This window comes from bacterium (genome assembly GCA_021372535.1).
Classification (GTDB): Bacteria; Latescibacterota; Latescibacteria; order Latescibacterales; family Latescibacteraceae; genus JAFGMP01.
On record JAJFUH010000112.1, the window covers coordinates 1 to 26709 of the forward strand.

At 46.5% G+C, this 26709-nt stretch carries 21 protein-coding genes; 12 read left to right on the forward strand and 9 right to left on the reverse strand.

The features are described from left to right. Positions 1 to 110 precede the first annotated feature (110 nt). From LLG96_10515 to LLG96_10540, 6 genes are all read left to right on the forward strand, one after another. On the forward strand, positions 111 to 884 hold the full coding sequence (locus tag LLG96_10515; protein MCE5250638.1) for a class I SAM-dependent methyltransferase: 774 nt from the start codon (positions 111 to 113) through the stop codon (positions 882 to 884). Between the two features lie 22 nt (positions 885 to 906). Then, positions 907 to 1617, forward strand: coding sequence for a class I SAM-dependent methyltransferase (locus LLG96_10520; protein MCE5250639.1), 711 nt, complete (start codon positions 907 to 909; stop codon positions 1615 to 1617). Positions 1618 to 1694: 77 nt separating this feature from the next. Further along, complete coding sequence (locus LLG96_10525) at positions 1695 to 3632, forward strand: tetratricopeptide repeat protein (GenBank protein MCE5250640.1); 1938 nt, start codon at positions 1695 to 1697, stop codon at positions 3630 to 3632. A gap of 24 nt (positions 3633 to 3656) precedes the next feature. Then, the gene (locus LLG96_10530; GenBank protein ID MCE5250641.1) at positions 3657 to 5276 is read left to right on the forward strand and encodes a sodium/solute symporter; all 1620 of its coding nucleotides are present in this window, start codon (positions 3657 to 3659) and stop codon (positions 5274 to 5276) included. A gap of 51 nt (positions 5277 to 5327) precedes the next feature. Continuing rightward, a complete protein-coding gene (locus LLG96_10535; GenBank protein MCE5250642.1) occupies positions 5328 to 6281 on the forward strand; it encodes an ROK family protein in 954 nt (317 codons plus the stop codon). A gap of 51 nt (positions 6282 to 6332) precedes the next feature. After that, positions 6333 to 7094: a sugar isomerase domain-containing protein gene (locus LLG96_10540; GenBank protein ID MCE5250643.1), complete on the forward strand. Its 762-nt coding sequence runs from the start codon at positions 6333 to 6335 to the stop codon at positions 7092 to 7094. A gap of 177 nt (positions 7095 to 7271) precedes the next feature. Here the strand turns inward: LLG96_10540 and LLG96_10545 are convergent, their stop codons facing one another. Continuing rightward, complete coding sequence (locus tag LLG96_10545; GenBank protein MCE5250644.1) at positions 7272 to 8000, reverse strand: PIG-L family deacetylase; 729 nt, start codon at positions 7998 to 8000, stop codon at positions 7272 to 7274. A gap of 350 nt (positions 8001 to 8350) precedes the next feature. Further along, positions 8351 to 9838: a pectate lyase gene (locus LLG96_10550; protein ID MCE5250645.1), complete on the reverse strand. Its 1488-nt coding sequence runs from the start codon at positions 9836 to 9838 to the stop codon at positions 8351 to 8353. A gap of 269 nt (positions 9839 to 10107) precedes the next feature. Between LLG96_10550 and LLG96_10555 the strand changes: the two genes are divergently transcribed. Both LLG96_10555 and LLG96_10560 read left to right on the forward strand, forming a co-directional pair. Further along, positions 10108 to 11598, forward strand: coding sequence for a carbohydrate kinase (locus LLG96_10555; protein MCE5250646.1), 1491 nt, complete (start codon positions 10108 to 10110; stop codon positions 11596 to 11598). Positions 11599 to 12123: 525 nt separating this feature from the next. Further along, positions 12124 to 13263, forward strand: a complete 1140-nt coding sequence (locus tag LLG96_10560; GenBank protein MCE5250647.1) for a xylose isomerase — start codon at positions 12124 to 12126, stop codon at positions 13261 to 13263. A 284-nt stretch (positions 13264 to 13547) separates the two neighbouring features. On the opposite strand, the gene glnA is transcribed toward LLG96_10560, so the two are convergent. Then, positions 13548 to 14966 (reverse strand): type I glutamate--ammonia ligase, encoded by a 1419-nt coding sequence (gene glnA / locus LLG96_10565; GenBank protein MCE5250648.1) that lies wholly within the window; start codon positions 14964 to 14966, stop codon positions 13548 to 13550. Between the two features lie 336 nt (positions 14967 to 15302). Between glnA and LLG96_10570 the strand changes: the two genes are divergently transcribed. The 4 genes from LLG96_10570 to LLG96_10585 all read left to right on the forward strand — a co-directional run bounded on the left by LLG96_10570 (position 15303) and on the right by LLG96_10585 (position 18321). Further along, positions 15303 to 15968 carry a tetratricopeptide repeat protein gene (locus LLG96_10570; protein ID MCE5250649.1) on the forward strand — a complete coding sequence of 222 codons (666 nt, stop codon included), beginning with the start codon at positions 15303 to 15305 and terminating at the stop codon, positions 15966 to 15968. Between the two features lie 113 nt (positions 15969 to 16081). Continuing rightward, positions 16082 to 16900 (forward strand): radical SAM protein, encoded by an 819-nt coding sequence (locus tag LLG96_10575; GenBank protein ID MCE5250650.1) that lies wholly within the window; start codon positions 16082 to 16084, stop codon positions 16898 to 16900. Positions 16901 to 17050: 150 nt separating this feature from the next. Continuing rightward, positions 17051 to 17566 carry a hypothetical protein gene (locus LLG96_10580; GenBank protein MCE5250651.1) on the forward strand — a complete coding sequence of 172 codons (516 nt, stop codon included), beginning with the start codon at positions 17051 to 17053 and terminating at the stop codon, positions 17564 to 17566. A gap of 173 nt (positions 17567 to 17739) precedes the next feature. Further along, positions 17740 to 18321 carry a formylglycine-generating enzyme family protein gene (locus tag LLG96_10585; protein MCE5250652.1) on the forward strand — a complete coding sequence of 194 codons (582 nt, stop codon included), beginning with the start codon at positions 17740 to 17742 and terminating at the stop codon, positions 18319 to 18321. Positions 18322 to 18511: 190 nt separating this feature from the next. On the opposite strand, the gene LLG96_10590 is transcribed toward LLG96_10585, so the two are convergent. The 6 genes from LLG96_10590 to rbfA all read right to left on the reverse strand — a co-directional run bounded on the left by LLG96_10590 (position 18512) and on the right by rbfA (position 26696). Further along, a complete protein-coding gene (locus tag LLG96_10590) occupies positions 18512 to 20329 on the reverse strand; it encodes a tetratricopeptide repeat protein (protein MCE5250653.1) in 1818 nt (605 codons plus the stop codon). Between the two features lie 1975 nt (positions 20330 to 22304). Continuing rightward, positions 22305 to 24395 (reverse strand): polyribonucleotide nucleotidyltransferase, encoded by a 2091-nt coding sequence (locus LLG96_10595; GenBank protein ID MCE5250654.1) that lies wholly within the window; start codon positions 24393 to 24395, stop codon positions 22305 to 22307. A 25-nt stretch (positions 24396 to 24420) separates the two neighbouring features. Next, positions 24421 to 24690, reverse strand: coding sequence for a 30S ribosomal protein S15 (gene rpsO / locus LLG96_10600; protein ID MCE5250655.1), 270 nt, complete (start codon positions 24688 to 24690; stop codon positions 24421 to 24423). Continuing rightward, positions 24641 to 25642: a bifunctional riboflavin kinase/FAD synthetase gene (locus LLG96_10605; protein MCE5250656.1), complete on the reverse strand. Its 1002-nt coding sequence runs from the start codon at positions 25640 to 25642 to the stop codon at positions 24641 to 24643. The genes rpsO and LLG96_10605 overlap by 50 nt, the downstream gene beginning before the upstream one ends. Then, positions 25639 to 26349, reverse strand: coding sequence for a tRNA pseudouridine(55) synthase TruB (gene truB, locus LLG96_10610; GenBank protein ID MCE5250657.1), 711 nt, complete (start codon positions 26347 to 26349; stop codon positions 25639 to 25641). Before truB ends, LLG96_10605 begins: the two co-directional genes overlap by 4 nt. Then, positions 26346 to 26696: a 30S ribosome-binding factor RbfA gene (rbfA, locus tag LLG96_10615; protein ID MCE5250658.1), complete on the reverse strand. Its 351-nt coding sequence runs from the start codon at positions 26694 to 26696 to the stop codon at positions 26346 to 26348. The genes truB and rbfA overlap by 4 nt, the downstream gene beginning before the upstream one ends. Positions 26697 to 26709 lie beyond the last annotated feature (13 nt).

The window sequence follows — 26709 nt, forward strand, 5'->3', positions numbered from 1 at the left end:
AGCTACGGAACCACCAATATATCGAGGTGGCGTCATGGGGCGCTTCTTTTTTCAATGCTCTATTTCGCGGCAAAAAAAATGAAATTCACCTGAACTTCCGGTAAAAAAGCATGAGTTTCAAGCTCGATATTCAGAGAACGATAGAAAACCGTCAAAAACTGTTGAACAACAGGAATCTCCTCTATTGGTATCAGATTCTCTTTGAAACTCAATTCAAAGCGATAATGAATTTCAGCAATCTGAATGTCATTGAAATCGGCAGCGGAACATCTCCCGTTAAAAACTTTTATCCATCTGTTATCACGACGGATATATTACCTATGGATCATCTCGACCATGTATTCGATTGCCATGACATCGATCGATTCGAAAAGATACAGGATGAAAGTATCGATATTATCACCATGACAAATGTGATGCATCACCTGGGAAAACCCGTTGATTTTCTGCTAAAAGCCTCAAAAAAGCTTAAAAATGACGGGGTAATATTCATCACCGAGCCCTATATGTCGTTTTTTTCGTATATTCTTTACAAACTCCTGCACCGTGAGCCCATTGACTATTCGATCACCAAGCCCGAATTATCCGGAATCCGAGGCCCCCTTTCAAGCGCAAATATCGCCCTCTCATACAAATTGTTTTTTTCACGGAAAGACTGGATACTGCCTCTCCATGAAAAGTACAGTATCGATTCACGGGAAATTCGGTATTATACGTTCCTTTCATATTTCCTGACCGGTGGAATTTCCAGCAGGGTTCCGATACCATATGGGATATATAAGCTTCTGTTTAAAATAGATTTGTATATTTCACACCTGTTGCCGCGTGTGTGCGCCTCTTTTTTCACGATTAAACTGAAAAAGAATGCCGATGAAACCCGATAAAACACGCCGATTGAATAATGAAATGAGGCATGGGGAATATCTTGTTAAACACGATCCCGGAAATATCTGGAACTGGGAATCTCCGGCCGGGAAGGTACGCTGGAATCGCAGAGTACGAATGCTTATATCACACATCACCGCGGAAATGAACGTTCTCGAGATCGGATGCGGCACCGGCTGCCTGACCCTTGAACTGGAAAGAACCGGCGCCGCAATAACCGCAGTCGATATTTCACGGGACCTTCTCGAACGAGCCCGGCTCCGGATAACCTCGCCGCGTGTCACTTTCCTCGAAGAGGATTGCTGCCATTCCCGTTTCCCGGACGATACATTCGATACCATCATCGGGAGCTCCGTTCTTCACCACCTCGATATCGATGCTGCATTACACGAGATATACCGGCTCCTGAAGCCGGGGGGCAGCATTTTTTTTACCGAGCCGAATATGCTGAATCCGCAGATAGCCCTTCAGAAAAACATACCATACCTGAAACGAAAATTAGGTGATTCTCCCGATGAGACCGCTTTCATACGATGGTCGTTGAAGAATAAAATGCTCAAAGAAGGTTTCAGCGCTATAAAAATAGTGCCGTTCGACTTTTTGCATCCGGGAATTCCACGGTCGCTCATATCCATTGTTCAGCCGTTGTGCTCATGGGCCGAAAAGATACCCATGGTGTCCGAAATAGCCGGCTCTCTCTATATCCGTGCGGTGAAAGCGGGGGATGAATGAGCCGGATTCAATCGATAAAGATCAAAACATCGGACGATTGCCTGTTTTAACTTTTTATACTGCTTTGTGGGTCCACGATGACGCGAAACACAAAAAAAATGATTGTCAGTATAGTGCTTGTCATGCTGACGATGTGTGTTTACCTGCAGGTTCGGGGTCATGAATTCCTCCAGCTCGATGACGATACCTATATATACGAGAACCATCATGTCCAGCGAGGATTGTCATTGGAAGGATTGAAATGGGCGTTCAGTTTCAATGAAATCGCTTACTGGCATCCGCTGACATGGCTGTCGCTCATGCTCGATGCTCAATTCTTCGGTAAAAATCCCGCCGGTTATCACCTCGAAAACATGATAATTCATATTCTCAATGCGCTTCTTGTATTCTTTGTTTTCGAACGCATGACGAAATCGCTCTGGTCAAGCGCTTTTATTGCAGCGCTTTTTGCCCTTCATCCCATCAATATCGAATCCGTTGCCTGGGCGACAGAGCGTAAAAGTGTGCTCAGCACCCTTTTCTGGATGGCGACGATGTTCGTTTATGTGCTCTATACTGAACGACCGTCTGTCAAACGGTATCTTCCCGTTCTTCTCTTTTTGATCATGGGTCTCCTGTCAAAACCCGTTCTGGCAACACTGCCGGCTGTTTTATGCCTCGTCGATTTCTGGCCTCTCGAACGGTTCGCCAGTCTTGGGGTCAAACAACGCCGGAAAAACAAGCCATCGCGCGGAAATGCTCATGGATATGGCAACCGCCTGCTCTTTTATGAAAAAATCCCCCTGTTTTTATTATCCGCATCTGCCGTTTTCATATCGTTTCTCTCGTCCCGCGCTTTTCCGAGTTTTACGAGATCGATTCCGCTGGCCCAGAAAATCTCCACATCGCTTATCGGTTATGCGTTATACATAAAGAAATTTCTGTGGCCCGACAGTTTCGCTGTGTATTATCCCTATCCTTCCTCTGTGTCGCCTTTGCATATTGCGGTTTCTGTCGCGCTGCTTGCCGTAATAACCGTATTCGTCATCAGATATGTCCGCTCAGCACCGTATCTCATAACCGGCTGGCTGTGGTATCTCATTACGCTTTTCCCGGTAATCGGTATCGTACAGGCGGGATTATGGCCTCTGATCGCCGACAGGTTTGCGTATGTGCCGTTTATCGGTCTTTTCGTCATGGCATCATGGGGATTGCCACAAGTATTCAGGGCGTGGAGCATTAAGAGAGAAATTCTCGTCGTGATGGCGGCAGCTTCGATTCTTGCGTGCGCGGTCATTGCCCGGATCAACGTACGGTACTGGAAAGACAGCGTTACACTGTATCGGCATGCCCTTGCGGTAACCGATAACAATGCCGAGATACAGTGGAGGCTCGGGCTCGTTTTCCTACAGCTGGACAAATATGACGAGGCATACGCGGCGTGCGGGCAGTCGCTGAAGATGTATCCGTATATACCGCAGGCATATAATATCATGGGATTGTCTCTGGTCAAGAGAAACAGGTATGATGAAGCCATCGCACATTATAAAAAAGCATTGCAGATGAAAGCCGATTATGTTGAGGTATATGATAATCTGGGATCGGCGCTTGCTGACAGGAATATGCCGGATGAGGCGATCAGACAGTATAATGAAGCGCTGCGGATAGATCCGGATTTTGCGAAGGCCCATAACAACCTGGGATCGGTTCTTGCCGAGCTTGGCAGAACCGACGAGGCCATCGGGCATTACAAAAAGGCGCTCGCGATAAATCCCGATTATGCCGAAGCGCACAACAATCTGGGGGTCGAGCTCGAAGGAATCGGGAAAATAGACGAGGCATTCAGGGAGTATTCCGAAGCGATCCGCTTGAAACCAGATTATGCCGATGCGCATGTCAATCTTGGAAATGTGTACTTTCACAAGGGTGATTACGCCAGAGCCGAAGAACAGTATCGACAGGCGCTGCTCATCAATGCGCACCATGCGGTTGCGGAACAGAATCTGGCAATCATCCGGTCACTGCGGAAACAGTAACGACTGAAAGGCGATTCGGATACCATGTCAATTAATGTTATCGACATTTCCGTTATTCTGGTGTATTTCGCCGCACTCATGGCAATAGGATTTTTGAAAGGGCGGGGGAAACGGGTCAATTCCGGTGAATATTTCATTTCAAAGGGAACACTGCCATGGTGGGTAATTGCCATGGCGTTCGTTGCCACCGGCATGAATACCGAACAGTTGATCGGTCAGAATGGTATGGGATACACCATTGGCCTCACCATGGTCAACTGGTACATAATAGTGTTTTTTGTCTATTCGATGCTGGTTCTTGTTTTCCTTCCCGTATACCTCCGTAACGGCATCGTGACCATGCCTGAATTTCTGGGAAAACGGTTCGACGAGCGAAGCCGGAACGTATTCACCGTGCTCCTTCTGGTGAGTTATGTCCTCCTGAATCTCGCTGTAGTGTTCTATGGCGGCGCGAAGCTGCTCGAAGTCGTCATGGGCCTCAATATATGGTGGGGAGTTTTCATCCTGGGCGCTGTAGCAGGTATCTACACCATGTACGGCGGAATGGCATCGGCATCGTATACGGCGGTTCTCCAGTTCGCCCTTATTTTCATATCCGGTTTTTTTGTGTTTTTTATCGGATATGCCAAGCTTCCGCACGGATGGAGCGATGTCGTTGCACATGCTCCCGGTGGTTTTCACCTTATCCAGCCGATGAATTATCCTGTTATCCCCTGGCACGCAATACCCCTGACCATTCTGGGTCTGCACCTATACTATTCCTGCATCAACCAGGCTCTGGTCCAGAAAAGCTTCGGCGCAAAAACGGAGTGGGACGCCCGTATGGCGATCGTTGTCGCCGGTATGTTCGTGTTTCTCAGGCCGTTTGTTGAGATTTTCCCCGGTATGATCTGCAGGGCGCTCGCCGTTTTCGATCCGCGTTTCGATCTCGGCGATCAGCCGGTCGATAACGTTTTTCCGCTCCTGATACGCGAGCTCATCCCTCAGGGACTTCGCGGACTCATACTGGTCGGTATTCTCTCGTCGGTCATGTCGACCATTTCGGCGTTTCTCAATTCAATTTCCACACTCTTCACTCTCGATGTCTATAAAAAATGGATCGAACCCGGTGCTGACGAGAAAAAACTCGTTCGCGTTGGAATTATCGCCACCCTGTTTCTCATGATTTTCAGCGTTGTATATTCTCCTTTTATCGGTATAATAGGCGGCGGCATCTTTCATTATTTTCAGATGATTGCATCATATCTTGCTGTCCCCATAGCGACAGTATTTCTTGTCGGGATACTCTGGAAACGGGCCACACCTGATTCAGCATTTGTTGTACTCATTGCCGGTATCCCCATTGGTCTTTGTATCAACTGGCTTATCCCTCATCTCTTTCGACCGGAGACAGTTGCGGCATACAGTTTAAGTAATTTCTTCATCATCAGCGGAATGACCCAGGCGGTCTGTGTGCTTCTCATGCTCGCCATCAGCATGTTCACACAACCGAAGCCCGTCGAATCCATTTCCTCGCTGCTTTTTACGAAAGAATCACTCATGCTCCCCGCAAACGAGCCGAAACGTCCCTTTTATCAATCGTTCTGGGTCTGGTGGTTTTTGTTTGTGGCGATGTACGTAATTCTGTATATAATGTTCTGGTAGGATGTATGGTGGTTAAAGGGATTACCTGAGAACACGGAAGGTTTTGCGCATATGAATGTTATCGGATCGGACCTCGGCGGAACGAAACTCTCATCGGCTCTTTTTGCTCCCGAGGGGACGATACTGTATAAAATTTCGGACATCCTCGATGGGAGAGAAGGAAAGGATGTCTGCCGCCTGATACATGATCACATACGGAATCTGCTCTCGGAAAGCGATACTCCGGTCAGTTCGATCGGTATTTCCGTGCCCGGCATATACCGTGAAAAAACCGGGAGCGTATGGGCGCCGAATATTCCCGGTTGGACCGATTATCCGCTCCGTGACGATCTGATCGACCTTATCGGAGATACATCGATACGGATAACCATCGACAGCGACAGGTCATGTTATATACTCGGCGAAACATGGAAGGGCGCGGCACGCGGCTGCTCCGATGTCGTTTTTATTGCTGTCGGCACCGGTATCGGCGCGGGAGTGATGGTCAACGGCGCTGTCGTGCGGGGAAATTCCGGGTGCGCCGGCTCGATCGGATGGTTTGCCCTCGACCGGCCGTATAAAAACGACTATGAAAGAAGCGGTTCATTCGAATACCATACCTCCGGCGAAGGGATAGCCGGGAAAGTACGATCCCTCCTTTCAAGCGATACCGCATATACGGGAATCCTCCGGGAAAAAGACTATGCCGCGATAACGACCCGTGACGTTTTCGACGCCTACGCTAGTCACGATCCCCTGGCGGTTATGGTTCTCGATGAAAGCGTGGAATTATGGGGAATGGCCGCGGCGAACATGATAAGCCTGCTGAATCCGGAAATGATCGTTTTCGGCGGCGGTGTTTTCGGGCCTGCGGGGCAGTTTATCGATAGAATCAGGGATGAGGCCCGGAAATGGGCACAGCCGGTAGGATGCTGCGATGTCAGATTTACCGTTTCGAAGCTCGGACCCGATGCCGGTCTTTATGGCGCCGGAAGGCTGGCACTTTTGAAGGAGGGAGAATACTAAAAATTTTTTCAATCATACCTTAACTGAACGAAACACACGAAAGGAAAAAAGATGTTAGCGAAAGAATGGCTCAATAACGCCCGTGACGTCATGGACAAGATCGAAAAAACACAAATGAAGTCGATACAGAAGGCAGCGGAGATCATGGCGGAGAGTATCGCCGCCGGAAGGTGGGTTCACACGTTTGGCTGCGGTCATGCGACGCTGCCTATCGAGGAGATGTACCCGCGCATCGGAGGATTTGTGGGTTTCCATCCGATGATCGAGCTTCCTCTTTCATTTTTCACCCATATCGTCGGCGAGATGGGGGTTCATCAATTCGTGTTTCTCGAACGCGTGGAAGGGTACGGGAATGAAATTATGAAGAGTTATACCTTCGATCCCCGTGATACCATGTGGTTTTTTTCACATTCGGGAATCAACAACGTCAACATAGATGTCGCGCTCGAAGCGAAACGTCTCGGCATGAAAATTGTTGTTACAGGCTCGGCCGAGGCATATAAAGACATCCCGACCCGTCACTCCTCGGGAAAAAAGCTGTTTGAAATCGCTGATGTCGTCGTGGATTCGTGTGCTACCGCCCAGGATGCATCGGTCGCGCTGAAAAATCACAAGGACAAGATAGGGCCCGTTTCCACAATCTCTTTTGTCACATGCGTCTGGATGATGATAACGACAGTCGCGGAAATTCTTGCGGATAAGGGAGTCAAGGTCTATATACATCCATCGCATAATGTTCCCGGCGACACAACCGCAAAAGACCGTCTCACTGAAGCGCTGAATGAATACAAGAGAAGAATTGCCGGAGTATAACAAAAAGAGTATTTATTTGCCCGGAATTCATCATTAATGGTATTGTCGCGTAAGCTTACAGCATAAGATAATCTTGCGCTATACGGAAAATCGCATATAAAAACAGCCCCTGGTTCACAAGGGGCTGTTTTTATATGATTAACATGGATTATGGTTAGCGGTATAATCCTGCATTCATCAGCGTTTGACCGCTTCCAGGCAGTCCGGCAGATAGTGACACATGAATGTTCTTCCCCAGCGCTGCGATGGTTTGAACGCTTCGGCCATTCTTACTCCGGCCTGGAGACCGCGGAATTGCGCCGGGATTTCAAGAAACGCATCGAGCTCGTAACCGAACAGATCCTTCATCCATGCGTTCTGGCTGGCGTGTTTTTTAACCATTTCGACTTTCGTCTGGAACGTACCGGTAATATCGACATAGATTTCCGGCTCGAAATTCACCCCGGCGGGAGTATCCATGTGGTATACATGGGGAATTTTACCGTTCGTCGGCGGCATGGTGGTTTTAATATTCGGTACGCCCGCCATATGGATACATTCGTCCACGATATATCCCGAAAGCGAGTGATCCGGGTTGTAATCCTGGCGCCAGTGACAGAACACCACATCGGGATCGGCGATTCTGAACGCATTGATGAACGCAAGCCGTGTCTCACGGGTGTCGAAGAGGAACTCATCATCGAAACCGAGCCAGATAAGCTCTGCGCCGAGCACCGAAGCGCCGTTGAGGGCTTCCTCGTGACGGATTGCCGCGATCTTTTCCGGCGGGATGGTCGATGAACCGACATTGCCGTTCGTGGCAACACAGAAAAACAGCTTGTCGCCTCTCGCTTTATAGCGCGCCGCGGTTCCCCCGCAGAATGTTTCGATATCGTCCGGATGGGCGCCGACAAAAAGGACATTCATAGTACCTCCTGCATACATTTACAGCCCGATCTGCTAAAAAAATAAATAGAACGCGGATTTACGCTGATTGGGCGGATAAACGCGGATTTGAAATTGTATACATATCTCTATTCAGATGTGAACGATTAATAATTTTACTAAAGATAAGATAAACAATCGATTATGGATTATATCAAGAATTCCAGATGCGTATGGTGGAGAGAGTTCAATCAGCTCATGAACACGAATGTATTATAGACGGTTGTCATTCCCAAGAACGAAGTGAATTGGGAATCCAGTATTCTTCTCATTATGTCATGAGCATGAAATACTGGATTCCCACCTCGATTTCTGTAACCGGAGAATACTATCTACTTTTTGAGATTCTCAAGGTAATTGATGAATGTCTCCATATTTCTGATATACGTTGCCGTATTGATCCCCATGAATTCCTTGCGCGGGTTGTGGATAAGATCGATGAAATCGGGCTCGTTCAGTTTTTCGACCCATGCTCCGCGGGCATCCATCGATGATATAAGTTTGCCAACCGTTGCGGGATCGATCTTCCTGACTCTCGGGGGCGCCTGACGTTTCGCCTGGTATTCTGCCTGAGCCTCGGCGGGTGTCAGGGCATTGACACGATCGTATTCTTTCCTGACAGCATCGACATCTATCCGTGTCTGCGCGCCGTAATGTTCGAGGAAATCTTTCGGCTCGTAATCGATCCAGTAACTGCCCTGTTCGATGCTCGTTCCCTTACGGTGGGCATAGAGGGGCTTGTTCGTTCCCAGTTCATAGAATATGGCATGGGTGACCCTGTCGTTCATCCTGTTATGATTCGCCGGTAGAACTGAATTTGCAAGCCACTCGATGGCATCGGGTATTCCCCTGAGATACTTCTTATCCCCGGTGATCATGTAGTATTCTTCCAGATCCTCGATGCATGTCACTGTCTGGCCGGGCATGACCGATGCCGGCTCATATGACCGCGCGGCGGCGGATTTCATGTCCATGTCGTACTGCTGGCCCCAGCCGGCCTGCGGCTTTGCAAGCTGGGATATGATGACAAAATCCATGCCGCGATATGCCGCTTTACGGTATTCTTCGTTCCCGAGTTTTTCAAAAGCTTCGATAAGGAGATGAATATTCCCCTGAATGACATCGTCATTGAACGTGTAGTACGGCGTATAATCGGGATGCCCGTCATGAGGGAAATCGTCCCGTATCGGGTAACGCTGCGGCCATGCGCCGTTCGGATACTGGGATTGAAGCACAAAATCGAGCGCCTTGAGCAAGGGAACACGGTATTTCGGATCGAGCGTCGTCATGTAGAGGTTCATGAGAAACCGGGTCGCGCCCGATGTGACATCGTCATCGTACGTGCAGTTGCCGTAATAATGGTAGTATTCTTCCCATCCCCAGCACTTCGATGCAACATCATCATACCATTTCCGTATGCCGGGCATATCGAAATCGATGAGATAATGCCAGCCGCCGGATGGATGCTGACCCCAGATAAGCGCGTCCGCCACCCGTTCGGCATACCGGAGGTACTGCGTGTCTCCGGTCGCTTTATACGCATCGAGAAGCATTTCGCCGACCCCTACAGTCCCGGGGTCCTGTACCCATATCATGGATTTACGGGCGGGAATCTCACCCCATTGATCGGAAAGGTCCGAGGTGTATTTCCAGACAAATCCTCCGTGGTTGGAAACGGTGTTCATCATGAAGTCCGTGGCTTTCTGCATACTGTCGAGAACATCTTTCTCACGGGACTGAGCAGCTGCAGGACAGGAGATTCCGAAACAGAGACCTGCCAGCATGATGAGAACACGCGTGTGAAGAAGAAAACGCCGCATTGTAAACCTCCGTCAATAAAAAGGGTTATGGAGTTGCATCGATGAGTTCCTGACATTCTGAATAAAATACACCCCGGAAGGCAAATCACCAAGCGAAACATGGAAGTTATGACAGTAAAACGTGAAGGAAGTATGGTTTTTACTGCAAAACAACTTTACAAAAAATAAAATACTGTATTATAATCCGAAACTGTTTGAATCCTGTTCATACGCATTATATTACAAAGAGAAAACCTTTACAACCAGGAAACACGCAGGGAGATTCGCATATGTATGTACTGGGATATGATGTCGGGAGCTCCTCGATAAAGGCTTCGCTGCTCGATACCGGGACCGGGGATATCGTTGCATCGGCTTCTTCACCTGACAAGGAACTCGATATATTGGCCATTAAACCCGGCTGGGCCGAACAGCATCCCGAAACATGGTGGGAGCACCTGAAAAACGCAACTGCCCGGATGCTTTCGAGAGTGCATGTAAACACCCGTGATATCCGCGCTGTCGGAATATCATATCAGATGCACGGCCTCGTCGTGGTCGATAAAAATCACCGTGTGCTCCGGCCCTCGATAATATGGTGTGACAGCCGGGCGGTCGAAACAGGGGAGAGGGCATTCGAGGATATCGGAAAGGAAACCTGCCTCAGGCATTTTCTCAATTCACCCGGGAATTTTACCGCATCGAAGCTCAAATGGGTAAAGGAAAACGAACCGGAGATATATTCCCGGATACACAAGGCAATGCTTCCGGGAGACTACATTGCCATGAAAATGTCCGGGGAGATAAAAACGACGCCATCCGGCCTTTCCGAAGGCATCATGTGGGACTTCGTAAAGGAAGGCCCGGCTGATATCGTTCTTGATTATTATGGCATCTCAAAGGAGATTATCTCCGATCCGGTTCCGACATTTTCCATGCAGGGTGAGATGACATCAGACGCCGCATCAGAACTGGGGCTACATCCCGGAACGGTTATTTCATACAGAGCTGGAGATCAGCCGAATAACGCATTGTCGCTCAATGTGTTAAATCCTGGAGAAGTTGCCGCGACCGCAGGCACTTCCGGTGTCGTATACGGTGTTACCGACAAGGCCCGTTACGATCCCCGCTCGCGGGTCAATACGTTCGTACATGTCAATTATGCGCCCGAGACTCCCCGTTACGGCGTTCTCCTGTGTATAAACGGCACGGGGATTCTCAACAGCTGGCTCAGGCATAATGTCATGGGAGAATCATCCTATGAGGAGATGAACGATCTCGCATCGCAGGCCGAACCGGGCGCTACGGGCCTGTTCATTCTCCCGTACGGCAACGGCGCAGAGCGGACGCTCGAAAACAGGGACATCGGCGCTGTTTTCACGGGGCTTAAGTTCAATACGCACAACCGCAGCCACTATCTCCGCGCGGCGCAGGAGGGGATTGTGTTTGCCATGCGGTACGGTCTCGATATCACCCGCACCATGGGTGTCGAGGTGAACAAGGTCAGGGCAGGTCATGCCAACATGTTTCTGAGCCCTCTTTTCCGGGAAGTTTTTGCCGCGGTCACCGAATCGACGGTCGAGCTGTACAATACGGACGGTTCCCAGGGCGCGGCTCGTGGCGCCGGGATCGGAGCGGGAATTTTCAGGAATCCGTCCGATGCCTTTGCCGGTCTGAAAACAGCCGAAGTGATCGAGCCCCGCAGCGAGCTGATCGAACGGTACCGCGATATATATCAACAATGGCGTTCCTGTCTGGAAAGATATATTCACAAGATTTAACAGAACACGGATTTTCGCGTTTTTATCTTTTTTTGATCCGGATGGTTTATTCTTACTGAATGTACTATTAATGGCGATATATTTATACCGGAGTAATTCCGGTGGATGGGCAACAACAGGAGGTTGCCCCAACGTACGCGAACGATCATTTCGTCATGAATAATATTCTTTGTGATTTTGTGCCGTCGTGGTGAATTATTTTCATGAATAACCATCATGACCATATATGATCACATCGAAGGATGAAAACGTAATTTCAGATATAACATATTATTACATGAATTATCTTTCTCCGTGTCTCCTTGGTGAAATTTGTTATGATATTTTCAGATAAATCCGGGGCAATGACTGTTCGTGCATGTTTTCTAAATGTTGGGGCAACCCCCCGTGGTTGCCCACTGTAAGTAATCCCCGGGGATTACCCCGGTATAAAATATTTCGTCATGTATACTATTCTTTGTGTCTTTGTGACTTCTTGGTTAAATATTTTCATAAATGATCCATACCAGCAAGGAGGTAATTATAATGTCCGAACATACATCGTTCCACAGTATCTGCCGGTGGACATTCAATCCGGGAAAGGGAGGCTTTGTTCCCGCAGACATGCGGCCAGAATGGGCTTCTGACAAATTCGGCACGGTGGACATGATTCGCCTTGTCAAAGGCAGAATAAAGCCGCGGCTTCCGGAGTATATCGGGCTCGGCCTGGAGGTTCATTACGACAACGAGATCAACGAAAACACCGTGAAGGAAATTTCCGACGCCCTCGTGGATACGGGTATGTACCTTGCCATGATCACACCCGGCGCCCACGGCCACTGGGGATACGGCGGTATTGCCTCGCTCGACCCGAAAGAACGGTCGACCGCCGAGGAATTCGGGCAGAGAACGGTAGATCTCGCTTACGGAGTCCTGAAAAAGGCATGGCACCCCGAGGCGGGTAAAGCGCCCTCGCTCATTCTCTGGAACGGCTCGTTCGGGTATGATTTAGCCACCATCGGCATCCGGTCCATGTACCGTAATCTCAAGGAGAGCGTAGCGAAACTCTGCGCCTACGAAGCCCGTAAAGGCGGGGAACTGTACATCGGATTCGAGCCCAAACCGAATGAGGGACATCCGGCCATGCTCATTCCCACCGTGGCGAGCGCACTCGTTTTCTGGAATCGGCTTGCGGTTGAATATGGCGTCTCCACGGCGAAAAAGGGAGTCAACAAGGAATTCGGTCACTCGGAGATGATCGGCCTCGATCATGTGTACGATACGGTCGAGGAGCTCGACAACAATGCGATGGTTCACATGCACCTCAACAGCCAGGGGTATAACGACGGCATCATTCTCGGCGGACCGGGGAAATTCGACATCGATCACGGCGCCCGTGTGAACGGCATGAATATCGCCATAGCGGGTCTCATACAGGAAGCGGGATTCAACCGCTGGAAAGGCCATGACATGCAGACACGCGCTTATGACAACACGGAGCAGGGGATCGACCGTGTCATCAGGAGTGTCCTGAGCTGGGAGGCATGCGAACAGACTGCCCGTAATCTTGATACGACCGGTCTGCTCCGTTTTCTTTCACAGCGCGAAACCGCGAAAGCCGAGGATATGATGAGAGCCGCCCTTGTCGATGCGCAGAAATTCTTCGATGAGATGTATGGAGGATAATCCGACAGTTACGTTGGAAAAATTTAAATCGACCGCGGATTTACACGGATTGGGCGGATTTTAAGGGATTTGTTTTTATTATAACTTTTTTAATATTAACGATTGATAATTGGTATAGTTAATATAAATAATGTGTTATGTCTATTTGTGCCTTTGTGTCTTTGTGGTAAAATATTTTCATGAATAATCCAGATTAAATACATAAAAAATCCTTTATATATCAAAAAAAGGCGCAACCGGTATTTCGTGGCTGCGCCTTTTCATTTCATGGTACGTTATTATTCTTATAGATCGTAGTACATGGCAAATTCCCACGGATGGGGACGGAGCCGCAGGGCATTGACCTCGTGTTCCATCTTGTACCATATCCACGTTTTGATGACATCCTCGGTAAATACATCGCCTTTGAGCAGGAACTCGTAATCGTTTTCGAGCTCTTTCAGCGCCTCTTCGAGCGATCCGGGCATGACCGGCACACCGACAAGCTCTTCCGGCGAAAGGTCATAGATATCCTTGTCGAGTGGGTCTCCGGGATCGATCCTGTTCTGGATGCCGTCGAGACCGGCCATGAGGAGCGCCGAAAAGGCGAGATAGGGATTGCAGCTGCAGTCGGGATACCTGATCTCGGCGCGTTTCGCTTTCGGGCTCATCGAATACATGGGGAACCTTATCGAGGCCGAACGGTTGCGCTGTGAATAGGCGAGGTTCACCGGCGCTTCGAAGCCCGGCACGAGCCTCCGGTACGAATTGGTCGTCGGGTTGGTGATACCCGCAAGCGCCCGTGAATGTTTGAGAATGCCGCCGACAAAATACATCGCCATCTCGCTCATGCCGGCATAACCGGAGCCAGCGAACAGCGGCGTGGAACCCTTCCAGAGCGACAGGTGGGTATGCATACCCGTCCCGTTGTCACCGAATATCGGTTTGGGCATGAATGTGAGCGTTTTGCCGTTTCTGTGCGCGACATTTTTCAGTATATACTTGTAAAGATTGGTGCTGTCGCCCATACGGACGAGGCTGTCGAAGCGGAGGTCGATTTCGCCCTGGCCGCCGGTCGCAACCTCGTGGTGCTGGGCTTCGACCTCGAGACCGCATGCGGTAAGAACCTGCACCATCTCCTCGCGGAGGTCCTGCTGAGAGTCGGTCGGCGGAACGGGGAAGTAGCCTTCCTTGTACCGCGGCTTGTAGCCGAGGTTGGGGGATTCCTCACGGCCGGTGTTCCAGTGTCCCTCGATGCTGTCCACATAGTAATATCCGGCATGGGAATTCTGGTCGAAACGGATATCGTCGAAAATGAAAAACTCAAGCTCCGGGCCGACAAAAGCGGTGTCTGCAATACCGGTGGACTTGAGATACAGCTCCGCCTTTTTTGCGACATTCCTCGGGCACCGTGTGTAACGCTCACGGGTGATGGGATCGACAATATCACAGATCATGCTGATGGTTTTATATTTCGTAAAAGGATCGATGAAGACAGTTGTCGGGTCCGGCACAACGAGCATATCGGATTCATTGATCGACCGCCATCCGCGTATGGAAGAACCATCGAAGCCGAAGCCGTTCTCGAACGAATCGAGATCGAGCTGTTTGACCGGCACCGAAAAGTGCTGCCACATTCCCGGAAAATCCATGAATTTGAGGTCAACGGAAAGAACGTTCTCTTTTTTTACCATATCGAGAACATCATGGGGAGTATGACTCATTATTGCCTCCTGAAAATTACGGTGAATTTTATTTTTTCTTTGCTGAACAGTACCAAGAGAAAGCTATTACGGTGCCAAAAGCGTAAATAATGCTTAATAATTTGATAATATTATACTTATGCTGATATATATACAAACGGGAAAAAGTGTGTTTTGTTCAAATAATGCAATTGATGTTCAATTTCTGATCATTATCATGACACCCTCATTGACACACAGGTGTAATTCTTTTATATTACATACTTAATTAATTTTACACGCATATCAGATGGCTGTTCAGGGAATCCCTTTTGAAACCACTCATATACCAAGTGCAAGACAGGAGAAATTACGGTCATGTTACGGAAACATAAAAAACTGACGAAAAAAGAACTCAAGCAGGATCCGCTCGTGATATTTACCGCACAGTTCCTCGATTATATCCAGGGAGAATGGATGAAAATCGGGGGTACAATTCTTGCTGTTTTACTTATTATATTTGTTTCGATGTTTATTGTCAAAGGGAAACATGCATCCGAGAACAAGGCCTATGATGCGGCATTGATCGCGCTCCAGACCAATGCTCCCGAAGCTCCCGATCTTTTGAAAACCGTTGTTGAAAAGCATGGCGGTTCCCAGAGCGCGGCAATGGCATTGATTCAACTGGGCAACATGTATTTTCAGAAGAAGGATTACGACCAGGCAGAAAAATATTTTACACGGTATATCGATAAATTTTCAGGTGATGTTCTTACCGATTTTAATGCATATAACGGGCTGGGGTCTGTTCTTGAAGAGAAAAACGAGCCGGCCAAGGCAGCCGCGATATATGAGAAATTTATTTCAAAACATGCTAACAGCCCGTTCACATCCATGATGTGTATTAATACCGCCAAAGCTTTCTGGCTTGCCGGTAATAAAGAACAGGCGAAAACATATTTTTTAAAGGTTGTGGATAATCCTTACGATTCAAATGAAAAGCAGGAAGCTCAATACTATCTTGAAACCTTGCAGATTCAATGATTAAAGGCTGTGTAATGAATCCGGGATATGTTGATTTATCGGAGCAGGGTATACTTGATAAAAGAGTCAGCATCCTTGCCGAATATTACAGAGAATGCACGCTGTGTCCTCACATGTGCAAAGCAAACCGAATCAGGAGTAACAAAGGGGTATGCCGGTCCGGGAGCCATGCCGTCGTCGCCAGCCACAACACGCATAACGGTGAGGAACCGCCCATTAGCGGATATGCAGGTTCGGGAACGATTTTTTTCTCAGGTTGCAGCGGACGGTGCCTTTTCTGCCAGAATTATCCCATCAGCCAGCTAAATACCGGAACCCCCGTGAGCGATAAGCGTTTGGCATTCATGATGCTCGATCTCCAGAAGCGGGGATGCCACAATATCAATCTGGTAACGCCGACACATTTTCTTCCATCCATTGTCCATGCGATTTCAATTGCGGTAAAATCGGGATTGCGGCTCCCGATTGTATATAATACAAGCGGATATGAGCGTGTTGAGATTCTGGAACTCCTGAACGGTATCGTCGATATCTATCTTCCGGATTGCAAATATGCCGATGATAATGCCGCATCAGTTTTATCCGGTTTCGATGACTATGTCGCCCACAATCGATCGGCGCTCAAAGAAATGTTCAGACAGGTGGGGAATCTTCGCATTGTCAACGGCATAGCTACCAAAGGCCTGTTAGTCCGTCACCTGATTCTCCCCGACAACCTGTCGGGCACTGAAACAGTGCTGAAATTTCTTGCCCGGGAAATATCGCGGAATCTGTATGTCAGCCTTATGGATCAGTATTTTCCCGCATACCGTGCGACGAATCATGCTGTTTTATCACGGCGTATCAATACCGAGGAATATAACGAGTCACTGGAATTCTTTACTGCATGCGGTCTGCATAACGGCTGGATACAGGAGCATCTGATTAATTGAGATTTTTTTCAATATTTATATAGAAAACATCGTTCGTATTGTATATACTTTATACGGAGGCAACAAGGAGGCGATTGAAACACATATTTAAAAATTTATAATCGGTATTTCACATATAATTTTTTGTTTTTTTAATTTAAGGAGGCGTACATGGCAGTTGAACAAAAACCACAATTGACTGAAGAAGAAAAAATCGCAAAGAAAGCCAGATTATTTCGTATAATCTCGAATATTCTTATCGGTGTAGCAGTAGTTGTTATTACCATTTTTATCATTTTTGCCGTCGGCACAAAAAAGAACATTAATACCCAGACAGCCATGGATACGCAGGAACTCAGAAGCAAGCTAAAACAAATTGTAGCGCTCGAGAAAAAATATCATGAAGAACATGGCGAATATGTAAAAATCAACTTTCTTCAATTGAGTAAAGACCTTCCGATTTTCGATCCAAACCCGATGGGTAACTTCAGATATAAATTCGATCCTGAAACGGCGACTGCAACCGGTATGGAAAAAGACGCATCGAGTGATGTCAATGGTGATAGCGATGGGAAAGACGGGTTGACTCTCAACGTCAAATGGGAACCGGGCAAGACAGATGGAAGCGATTTCTTCTGGACCGATGAGGATATTGCGGATTTCCAAAAACGCGCTGCGGAAAAATGATGACGATCATCTGTGTGTGATTGGCAACGGGGTTTTTTCTCAAGTAAAGAAAAACCCCGTTTTTTATTGTTTTTTATCATCAGTCGTTCCTGAAAATTAATGTAATAAATTGTTAATAAAGTAATTGTAATATATTTATTAGGTAGTAAACGCCATGTACATGGAGTCATTTCATGAACTCATCAGTTCGCATCCATGTATTTCTTTCGCTTTTACTGCTCGCGTTTCTGCTTGCCTGCAGTAATAGTGAAGACAGCCCGATCGGACCCGGTGAAGTAAATGTCATTTCCGGCATGACGTTTGTTTCGATCCCTAGCGGGACTTTCCGGATGGGGGATGAGGATGGCTATCTTTCGGATGAGTGTCGCCCTGTCCATACCGTGACGGTATCGTCATTCGAGATGAGTGTATATGAAGTGACGAACGCCCAGTATGCGTCATACCTGAATGAGGCGCTGTCGTCGGGCATTATCAAGGTATCGGAGAATGTTGTCTTGGGCAAAGGTGGTGAGTACGATGATCAGCCGTATATTGACATGTATTATCCGTACGATGCGGACAATACATGTTGGATCGGTTATAGTTCCGGCGTATTCGGTGTGTCGAGTGGTAAAGAGAACTGGCCGGTAGTGAACGTGACGTGGTATGGAGCGAAAGCTTTTGCACAGTACTTAGGTTTTGTGTGTGTCCTGCCCGGGAGTATCGAGGCATCTAATACCCGGTGCAACAGATTTCGTGTAGGGCGGTACTCCTGAAGGTTGATCTGGCTGCTAATGCTAAAGACTTTTTCAGGGACAACTCATTAAGATGCAGGACAGATCATTTGCTGAAAGACTTTTATGAGAGAACTGCTGAAATATCTCATAATCGCCCTGATAGTCGGGGGAGCGGTTCCGTTGATATTATCATATCTGACCAGAAAACCGCCATCGAAAGGGAAGTAAGTCAACGATCCTTTGCGGCTGATTTGACCGCTGAAACGAGTTCAGGATTCAACTGAATCCGACGCGCTTCTGCTTCTTTAACATACCTGAGCGCCGCCTCATAATCCCCATCCATGAATGTTGCCACGGCCAGGTTGTTCAGGATCATATATATATTTCCCTTTTTTTCCATTGCAATTAAAAGATAGTGAATGGCCTCCTTGTACTCCTGCTTGGCAATTTTGACCGTTCCCAGTTCCTGGAAAGGCAGGGGAGTATTCGGATTGAGCCTGATCGAGGTCTTCAGCTCATCTTCCGCTTCGTTATATCTTCCCAGCTTTTCCAGTACGGTGCCATAGTCATAACGTGCGCGTGAATTATCCGGACTGAACTGTGCAGCCTGTGCATAGAAGCGTGAAGACTCCTCATAACGTTTTTGATCATAGAGGCTTCTTCCGAGACCAAGCAGTGCTCCATCATATTTTGGGTATATTTCAAGAGCCTTTCGGTAATAATCCTCTGGCGTACCCATGTTATCGCGAAATCCCGACAGATACCCCATGTTACAGAGCACTTTCGCGCTTTTCGACCCGTTGCGGAGCTCGGCGCCAAACAAACTGAAATCATCGTGCCATTCGCGGTTTCGGGAAACGGTCCTGTACGCGTAAACGCCTGTAACAAGAATAAAAAGGATGGTGGCGGGATAACGCCATCGCCGTATCAAACGTAAAAATACAAGACCTCCGCAAAGCGCAATACCAACTGATGGGAGATACATGAGTCGTTCTCCCATGATTGTTCCTATGGGAAAGATAATATTTGAAATAAGCAGATACGGAATAAAGAAAAAGAGAAAACCGACCAGGTACAGGAGATCATATTTGCGGCAATAAAGGGCAGAAGCCGTACTGCCCACAATGAACAGTAAACCGGTTATGGGAATTAGGTGAAGCATCGATGTGTAGAGCGGCAGCTGGTTGTATGAATAATCCGCATATAATTTTACGGGAAACACCAGTACGAGAACATACCGTACGAGCACACCAAGCGCTGTGGCAATTCTTTCAACCATTGGTGCGACGGCGATGGGATTGTCCACAAATCCTGGTTGGAATCCCAGTAAAACGTTTTTAAGCACCGCCCAGCGTATAAAAACATAAACGATGACACAGAGAGTCAAAACAGCATATTCGATAATCTTCTTTTTTGTGGTGAACGGTCTTTTAAGAGCAATGTCCAATACAAGTACCAGTACAGGGAAAACAACCGCGGTTTCCTTTGAAAGGAGCGCGCAAAAAAGAAATAACGCAGCTGCGGCCAATCCGAGTATGCCTTTCATGCTGTATTCAATACATAACCACGATAAAAGCATGAAAAATACACAGAGTATTTCCGGTCTGCCGGCATTATTTGCCACAGCTTCGGTATGAACAGGAGCTACAGAGAAAAGGAGCACACTCAGAAAAGAAAGCGGTATCGAATCCGTCAGAGACTTCAACAGTAAAAAAAGGCATAGCGCGTTACATGCATTGAGCGTAACATTAACCGCATGATAATAGAAAGGATTCAGTTTATCGCCGAACTTGTTCAACACGAATGAAAGGACAGTGAGCGGCCGATATAAGCTGTCTCCGGTAAATCCGGAACCTGCGCGGTAATTGGAGACGAATATATCTTTGAGGGAATAAGAATCGGTGACCATTTTGTTTTCGACAATCAGGCTTTTATCATCAAATGCAAATTTGCCAACGAGTGTATTTGCATAGATAAGAAAATTGGCGCAGAGAAGAACAATCGATAAGATGATGATATTCTTGGTATTAGCTTTAAAATAGGTCATAAGTGCCGCCGCAATGTTTACGCATAATATATCTTATGTAAACTTATATATCTGCCGTTAGTATGTATTCCCCGTTTATCGAGCTGTTATGGACACATCCTGTCCCTGGGCCGTGGAAACGATATTTTCCCTCATATATGTCTTATCCCTCATAGTCATTCAACTGTTCTTTCTATTTGGAGACAAAAAACTTAAACCATCATAAATAAAGATACCATCGAAAAGTATCGGAATCAAGATTATGATGCTGTACTTTTTTAAAAATGATTCACATAATCATCATCACTTTATCCTCCACCGATTACTTCTCAATATCCTTCCGTGTCACGGCATAATACTCACCATCCGGACATTTGTGATTTAAAAGACTTACATTTTGAATGATAACGATAAAAATTAAATGATAACATCGTCTCTCATTGACAAAAAATCATTCTCTCTTTATAAGCAAAATAATGTATTTCTAAAAAATCAATAGCGTCATCATAGAGATTTACGGAAATAATACGGTTATTATTTTCAATTAGTTTTAAATATCTCTATCAAGAAATTCAACTTCTAATGTGAATGATCTTATGAATTCTGTAACTATCTGAATCCCATATGATTAAGAATACTCTGCATTATATTGTACAGTCTCAGACGCTACTATCCAGATTTCCGTCATATGACGTCTTATTTATTGACTTTTTTAAACATAACATCGGACAAAATGAATAAACCTCCCCGTACGCTATTGATCTAAGATCGTCATATAATTGACTTATTTGCGTCAGTTAAGCATATATTAAAAGTATTCAATTTCCAATAGTGTCGTGTTTATGTCGTACGATATTGAAAAAAGTAGCTGAGATACTATTTACATAAATCTCATAAATAACAACAATATTACATTTATTCTATTGAAAATCACTCAGTCTTAATAATAGCGACATGTCGTAATAAATGCAACAATATATGACGATTGTCGAGTAGTGATAAAACGCCATGTCCCTTTGGTGATACAGGGCAATTATCCTCATATTCATGTAAGATACAGAGATCACTTATACCAATATCGTAAGCATATTGATCCGATTATAGCGTCATACGACGCCAACAAATATTACGGATGATTCAAGAGTAATTTTATTTGTAAATGTAAATATATCACCGGTAACGTCGCCTTTGAATACAACCCATTGAATAACACCTGTACCGGATCGCACTTCAACGAAAATGATTTTACCGCTTTAACAGACATTCGTAACCCTTTCTTTTATACCGACAGCTTCGCCGTCACTTGATGTAATATCTCGAATGCAACCATGCGGTATTTGAGAACGATAGTGTTGTCAGACAACCTGTGTTATCGTAAAGTATTATTGTTACCATATTAACGATTAATATATTGTCAGAAAAGGAGTTATTGCAATGACAGGGAAATTCCTCGCATGTATGAAACAAAATTATAATTCATTATATATATTATAAACAACATACTAATATATCGTGCGTCATATTGTATCATATATTATATAGCACTAAAATAAATATGATATATAATATAATCATACTACAACAATATTATTCCAAAATTACGAATGTGAAAAACCTTTAGTAACGACACGAACTTTCGCTTTAACGCTTCATTGTAACGCATCCGAAAAAAACATAATCAAAATATATTTGTCACTTTATTTATTCTGATATACTTAATGCTCTATTTTATAAAACGACATGTCGCAATATCGGCAAAATTACGCTTATGATTTTTCAGTATCAGGGGCAGCGTTCGTCTCTTACGTTTCACCGATACGAAATATAAAATAATCCGTTTATTAAGTGGGGCATGGCGAAGCCGAGGGGGATCAATCATATCAGTTGATTTAACTGGATATCCTGATAAAAATTCAAGCTTTTCTGACGAATAAAAAAAGGAGCGATAAAAAATCTTCGCTCCCCTGCTCCATTATACTGATGTCATACAGTTTATTTATACGGGTTGTTTTTCCTTGAGAACGGCCTTACGGCTGCATTTGATTTTTCCCTGGTCATCAATACCGATAACTTTAACTTCGACTACATCTCCAAGGTTAACGATATCTTCGACTTTTTTAACCCGCTTTTCATCAAGCTCCGAGATATGGACAAGACCTTCCTTTCCGGGAAGGATTTCGACAAAGGCACCAAAAGTAGCGATCCTCTTGACCGTTCCTTTATAGTTCTTGCCTATTTCCGGATCCTCGACAATTGCAAAAACCATGTCGTATGCAGCCTGACCCGCAGCCATATCGACAGCGGCGATAATTACCGTGCCGTCATCTTCGATATTGATCGTTGCGCCGGTCTGCTCCTGGATGCCTTTGATAATTTTGCCTCCGGGTCCGATTACCGCGCCGATCTTATCGACTTTGATTTTCATGGTAATGATGCTCGGAGCATATTTTGAAAGACTTTCACGCGGTGCTGAAATCGTCTCGTTCATGATTTTCAGAATATGCTCACGGCCGTCTCGTGCCTGTGCGAGGGCTTTCGACATGATCTCTGTGGTTATACCGTCGATTTTTATATCCATCTGTATTCCGGTAATACCCACGGAGGTTCCTGCAACCTTGAAATCCATATCGCCGAGATGGTCTTCATCCCCGAGAATGTCGGACAATACCACATACCTGTCACCATCGGATATCAGACCCATTGCAATGCCCGCAACAGCGGTTTTTACCGGTACACCGGCATCCATGAGACATAATGACCCCGAACATACCGTAGCCATGGACGATGATCCGTTTGATTCGAGAATATCGGATACGATCCGTATGGTGTACGGAAATATCTCTTCCTGTGGAATAACCGGAGCAATCGATGTTTCGGCAAGATGACCGTGCCCGGTCTCACGGCGCGAGGTGCCGCGCATCTGCTTGACCTCGCCGGTACTGAACGGCAGGAAATTGTAATCGAGCATATAGCTCTTGTAACTGGTTCCTTCAAGATCGTCGATCATTCTTTCATCGAGCTTCGTGCCCAATGTCAGCACACCGAGAGATTGGGTCTGTCCGCGGGTAAACAGCGCTGAACCGTGTGAGCGGGGTAATACGCCGACTTCGCATGTAATGGGGCGAATTTCCGTATATGAGCGTCCATCAAGACGAATCTGGTCATCAAGTATCATGGAACGCATCAACTGTTTTTCGATTTCGCCGAACGCAAGTTTAAGGAGCAATTCGCTTTCAGGATATTTCTCGCTGAAGTGCTCCAGCACTTTTTCCTTCAGTTTATCGAGCGCGTTATTACGTTCCGATCTCTCTTTCATTCTGGTTATGGTTCGGAATTCTTCGAGAAATTCGTTTTTCATATCGGCGATCATTTCTTCTGTCGGAGCAACCGCCGTATAGTCCATGACAGGAGCGGAAATACCCTCGATAAATTCGCGCTGAAGGTCGCAAATCTCTTTTATATACTTCTTTGAAAACTCAATTGCCCCGGCCAGGACTTCTTCGGTAACTTCGAAACAACTGCCTTCAACCATGAGAATATCGTTATCGGAACCCGCAACAACGATGTTCAGGTCACTTTCCTCAAGCTGCGTATAAGTCGGATTTACGATGTATTCGTTTCCAATATGACCGACATGGACCGCGCCGAGTATCTTCTGAAGCGGTACAGGCGACAGCATGCAGGAGGCAGAAGCTCCAATCAGCCCCAGAACATCGATTTCATTCTCCTGGTCTGATGACAGCACGGTGACAATAATCTGGATTTCATTGCAGAAACCCTTGGGGAAAAGAGGCCTCAGCGGTCGATCGATCTGACGGGCGCTCAGAATTTCATTGGTGTTCGGCCGTCCCTCGCGGCGGAAGAAATTTCCGGGAATTTTACCTATGGCATAGGATTTTTCCCTGTATTCCACGGTGAGCGGTAAAAAATCTTTGTCGCCGCTCGGTTTTTTGTCAACGCATACCGTCGCCAGCAGCATTGACTCCCCATAAGTAACCAGAACAGCGCCGTCTGCCTGTTTGGCTAAACGTCCTGTTTCCAGTCCGAGGATGTTGTTTCCTATTTGCTTTGTCGTTTTTCTGTACATGAATAAATAAACTCCGATTTTTAAATTATTTACGAATGCTCAGGTCTTTGATAAGCGAACGGTATGAATTGATATCCGTACGCTCGAGATAATCGAGGAGCTGACGTCTCTTTCCGACCAGTTTCATGAGTCCGCGCCGGGTATGATGGTCTTTTGTGTTGACCTTGAGATGTCCGGTCAGATCATTGATTCGATGAGTCAGAATTGCAATCTGCACTTTTGCATTGCCGGTATCCTGAGCGGTTTTACCAAATTTTGTCGCATACTCCAGTTTGTGTTCCTTTGTGATTGCCATTTTGTTTTTCTCTCCTTTTGTCATGACAATATATTTTTTTAGTTGTCTCAATGTCGCTGTTGATTTGCCGTAGAAGGTCCTGCTGATCATTGAATTTTACTATGTTTCTCAGTTTTTGTGTAAACCCTATTCGTATGTCTTTACCGTATAAATCACCTTGAAAATCGATGATATGTGTCTCGATGGCGTCACAGTGAATATTGAAGGTCGGTCGGCTCCCCATATTGATAACGGCGGTTTTTCGTATTCCGTCTATTTCCGCCCAGCCGGCATATGCTCCCTTTCCCGGTAAAATCTTGTCGGAACTCCCGGGCTCGATGTTAGCGGTCGGAATTCCGATTTTTTTCCCCCGTCCGTCACCCCGGATTACTTTCCCCTGTAATGAATAATCCTCACCGATGAGCTCAGCCGCCTTTTCAACGTTTCCTTTGGCCAGAAGCGTCCGAATCAATGAGCTTTTAACCGTTAAACCATCAAATTCTACAGAATTAACCGTCCTGAGGGTAAAATTGAGCGCCTCGGCTAATTTCTGAAATGTCTCCGGTGATTTTTCACTCCGTTTTCCAAACCCGTGATCATATCCTATAAACAATGTATTCATTTTGAGGCGTTTTATCAGATAATCCCTCGTAAACTGTTCAGTGGTCAGATTGGCAATATCCCGTGTAAATGTCAGTACACAGGTTATATCGATCCCCAGTTTTTCAAACAGAAAAAGTTTTTCTTCCTGCGTTGTCAACAGTTTCGGCGTGGAATCCGGTTTCAGCACCGACATCGGGTGACGGTCAAAGGTGACGACAAGAGCTTTATCACCGGTCGCCCGTGAGTTTTTGATAAGCTCCTGCAGGATATACCGGTGCCCGATATGAACCCCGTCGAATGTACCAACAGTTATCGATGTGTTATAGTCCCAGTCCGGTGCTGCATCAAGAATATCTTCCAACAGTATCATGGTATCTTTGGCATAAGAGGAACAGGCCTGACCAAACGCAGTATTTCGTCACGACCATGAAATTGTGTAATCGCAAGAAAATCAACGGCATCATCAATAGTATAACGCCCCGATGCGATTCGCTTCAGCGCCGACAGGTGGGACGGACACCCGGATTTTTCTCCGATTTGATGTGCAATAACCCGGATATAAGTCCCTTTTGAACACACGATATCGAGCACTATCTTCGGGTAGAGCGACATATCCGTTTGAATCGATTCTATATTGATTGTCCGCGGTTTCCGCTCGACCGTTTCACCTTTGCGGGCAATCTGATACAGTTTTTTGCCGTTTACTTTTACCGCTGAATACATGGGGGGTATCTGTTCCGATTCGCCCGTAAAACCCGCGATGATTTCTGCCAGATTTTTTCGATCGACCTTTTCTGGATTCCCGGTCGCCGTGGTTACACCGTCACAGTCATGGGTATCGGTGGCCAGTCCGAATGTTATCTCTGCGCGATATCGTTTCCGGTCATCGGCAAAGAGATATGCGCTTTTTGTTGCCGCACCGATAAGAAGCACAAGAACGCCGGTCGCATTCGGATCAAGAGTGCCGGTATGTCCTACTTTCACGCCTCCCAGTAAATTACGGGTTTTTTGTACAACATCATGCGAAGTCCAGCCTTGCGGCTTGTCTACAACAAGTATTCCATTTATATCAATCACTGTTTGTTTTTGGCCTGCTCGATAAGTTTATCCATCTTCATTCCGTCTATCAGCGATGAATCATACCGGAATGTCAGCTCGGGAAGATATTTTAAAATTACCCGTGTTCCGAGAGACATACGGATAAATCCCGCAGCATCGTTAAGGGCATCGAGAGACGACTGTACGGCTTCGGTATCACCGAGAACGCTCACATATACGTTCGCATGCCTGAGGTCCTTGCTGACATCCACACTCGTTACCGTCACCATTCCGATACGGTGATCTTTCATTTCACGGTCGATAATGATGGATACTTCACGGTGAATGAGCTGCGATACTCTGTCGGTTCTGTTAAATCGTTTCACAGGGAACGTCTGC

Excerpts from the sequence above, each read along its gene's own strand:
- LLG96_10520 (MCE5250639.1), top strand. The coding sequence starts at position 907 with ATGAGGCATGGGGAATATCTTGTTAAACACGATCCCGGAAATATCTGG.
- LLG96_10580 (MCE5250651.1), top strand. The coding sequence starts at position 17,051 with ATGGCAGTTGAACAAAAACCACAATTGACTGAAGAAGAAAAAATCGCA.
- rpsO (MCE5250655.1), bottom strand. The coding sequence starts at position 24,690 with ATGGCAATCACAAAGGAACACAAACTGGAGTATGCGACAAAATTTGGT.
- LLG96_10515 (MCE5250638.1), top strand. The coding sequence starts at position 111 with ATGAGTTTCAAGCTCGATATTCAGAGAACGATAGAAAACCGTCAAAAA.
- LLG96_10605 (MCE5250656.1), bottom strand. The coding sequence starts at position 25,642 with ATGATACTGTTGGAAGATATTCTTGATGCAGCACCGGACTGGGACTAT.
- LLG96_10570 (MCE5250649.1), top strand. The coding sequence starts at position 15,303 with ATGTTACGGAAACATAAAAAACTGACGAAAAAAGAACTCAAGCAGGAT.
- LLG96_10540 (MCE5250643.1), top strand. The coding sequence starts at position 6,333 with ATGTTAGCGAAAGAATGGCTCAATAACGCCCGTGACGTCATGGACAAG.
- LLG96_10530 (MCE5250641.1), top strand. The coding sequence starts at position 3,657 with ATGTCAATTAATGTTATCGACATTTCCGTTATTCTGGTGTATTTCGCC.
- LLG96_10525 (MCE5250640.1), top strand. The coding sequence starts at position 1,695 with ATGACGCGAAACACAAAAAAAATGATTGTCAGTATAGTGCTTGTCATG.
- glnA (MCE5250648.1), bottom strand. The coding sequence starts at position 14,966 with ATGAGTCATACTCCCCATGATGTTCTCGATATGGTAAAAAAAGAGAAC.
- LLG96_10535 (MCE5250642.1), top strand. The coding sequence starts at position 5,328 with ATGAATGTTATCGGATCGGACCTCGGCGGAACGAAACTCTCATCGGCT.
- LLG96_10555 (MCE5250646.1), top strand. The coding sequence starts at position 10,108 with ATGTATGTACTGGGATATGATGTCGGGAGCTCCTCGATAAAGGCTTCG.
- LLG96_10575 (MCE5250650.1), top strand. The coding sequence starts at position 16,082 with ATGTGCAAAGCAAACCGAATCAGGAGTAACAAAGGGGTATGCCGGTCC.
- LLG96_10545 (MCE5250644.1), bottom strand. The coding sequence starts at position 8,000 with ATGAATGTCCTTTTTGTCGGCGCCCATCCGGACGATATCGAAACATTC.
- LLG96_10585 (MCE5250652.1), top strand. The coding sequence starts at position 17,740 with ATGAACTCATCAGTTCGCATCCATGTATTTCTTTCGCTTTTACTGCTC.
- LLG96_10590 (MCE5250653.1), bottom strand. The coding sequence starts at position 20,329 with ATGACCTATTTTAAAGCTAATACCAAGAATATCATCATCTTATCGATT.
- LLG96_10595 (MCE5250654.1), bottom strand. The coding sequence starts at position 24,395 with ATGTACAGAAAAACGACAAAGCAAATAGGAAACAACATCCTCGGACTG.
- LLG96_10560 (MCE5250647.1), top strand. The coding sequence starts at position 12,124 with ATGTCCGAACATACATCGTTCCACAGTATCTGCCGGTGGACATTCAAT.
- LLG96_10550 (MCE5250645.1), bottom strand. The coding sequence starts at position 9,838 with ATGCGGCGTTTTCTTCTTCACACGCGTGTTCTCATCATGCTGGCAGGT.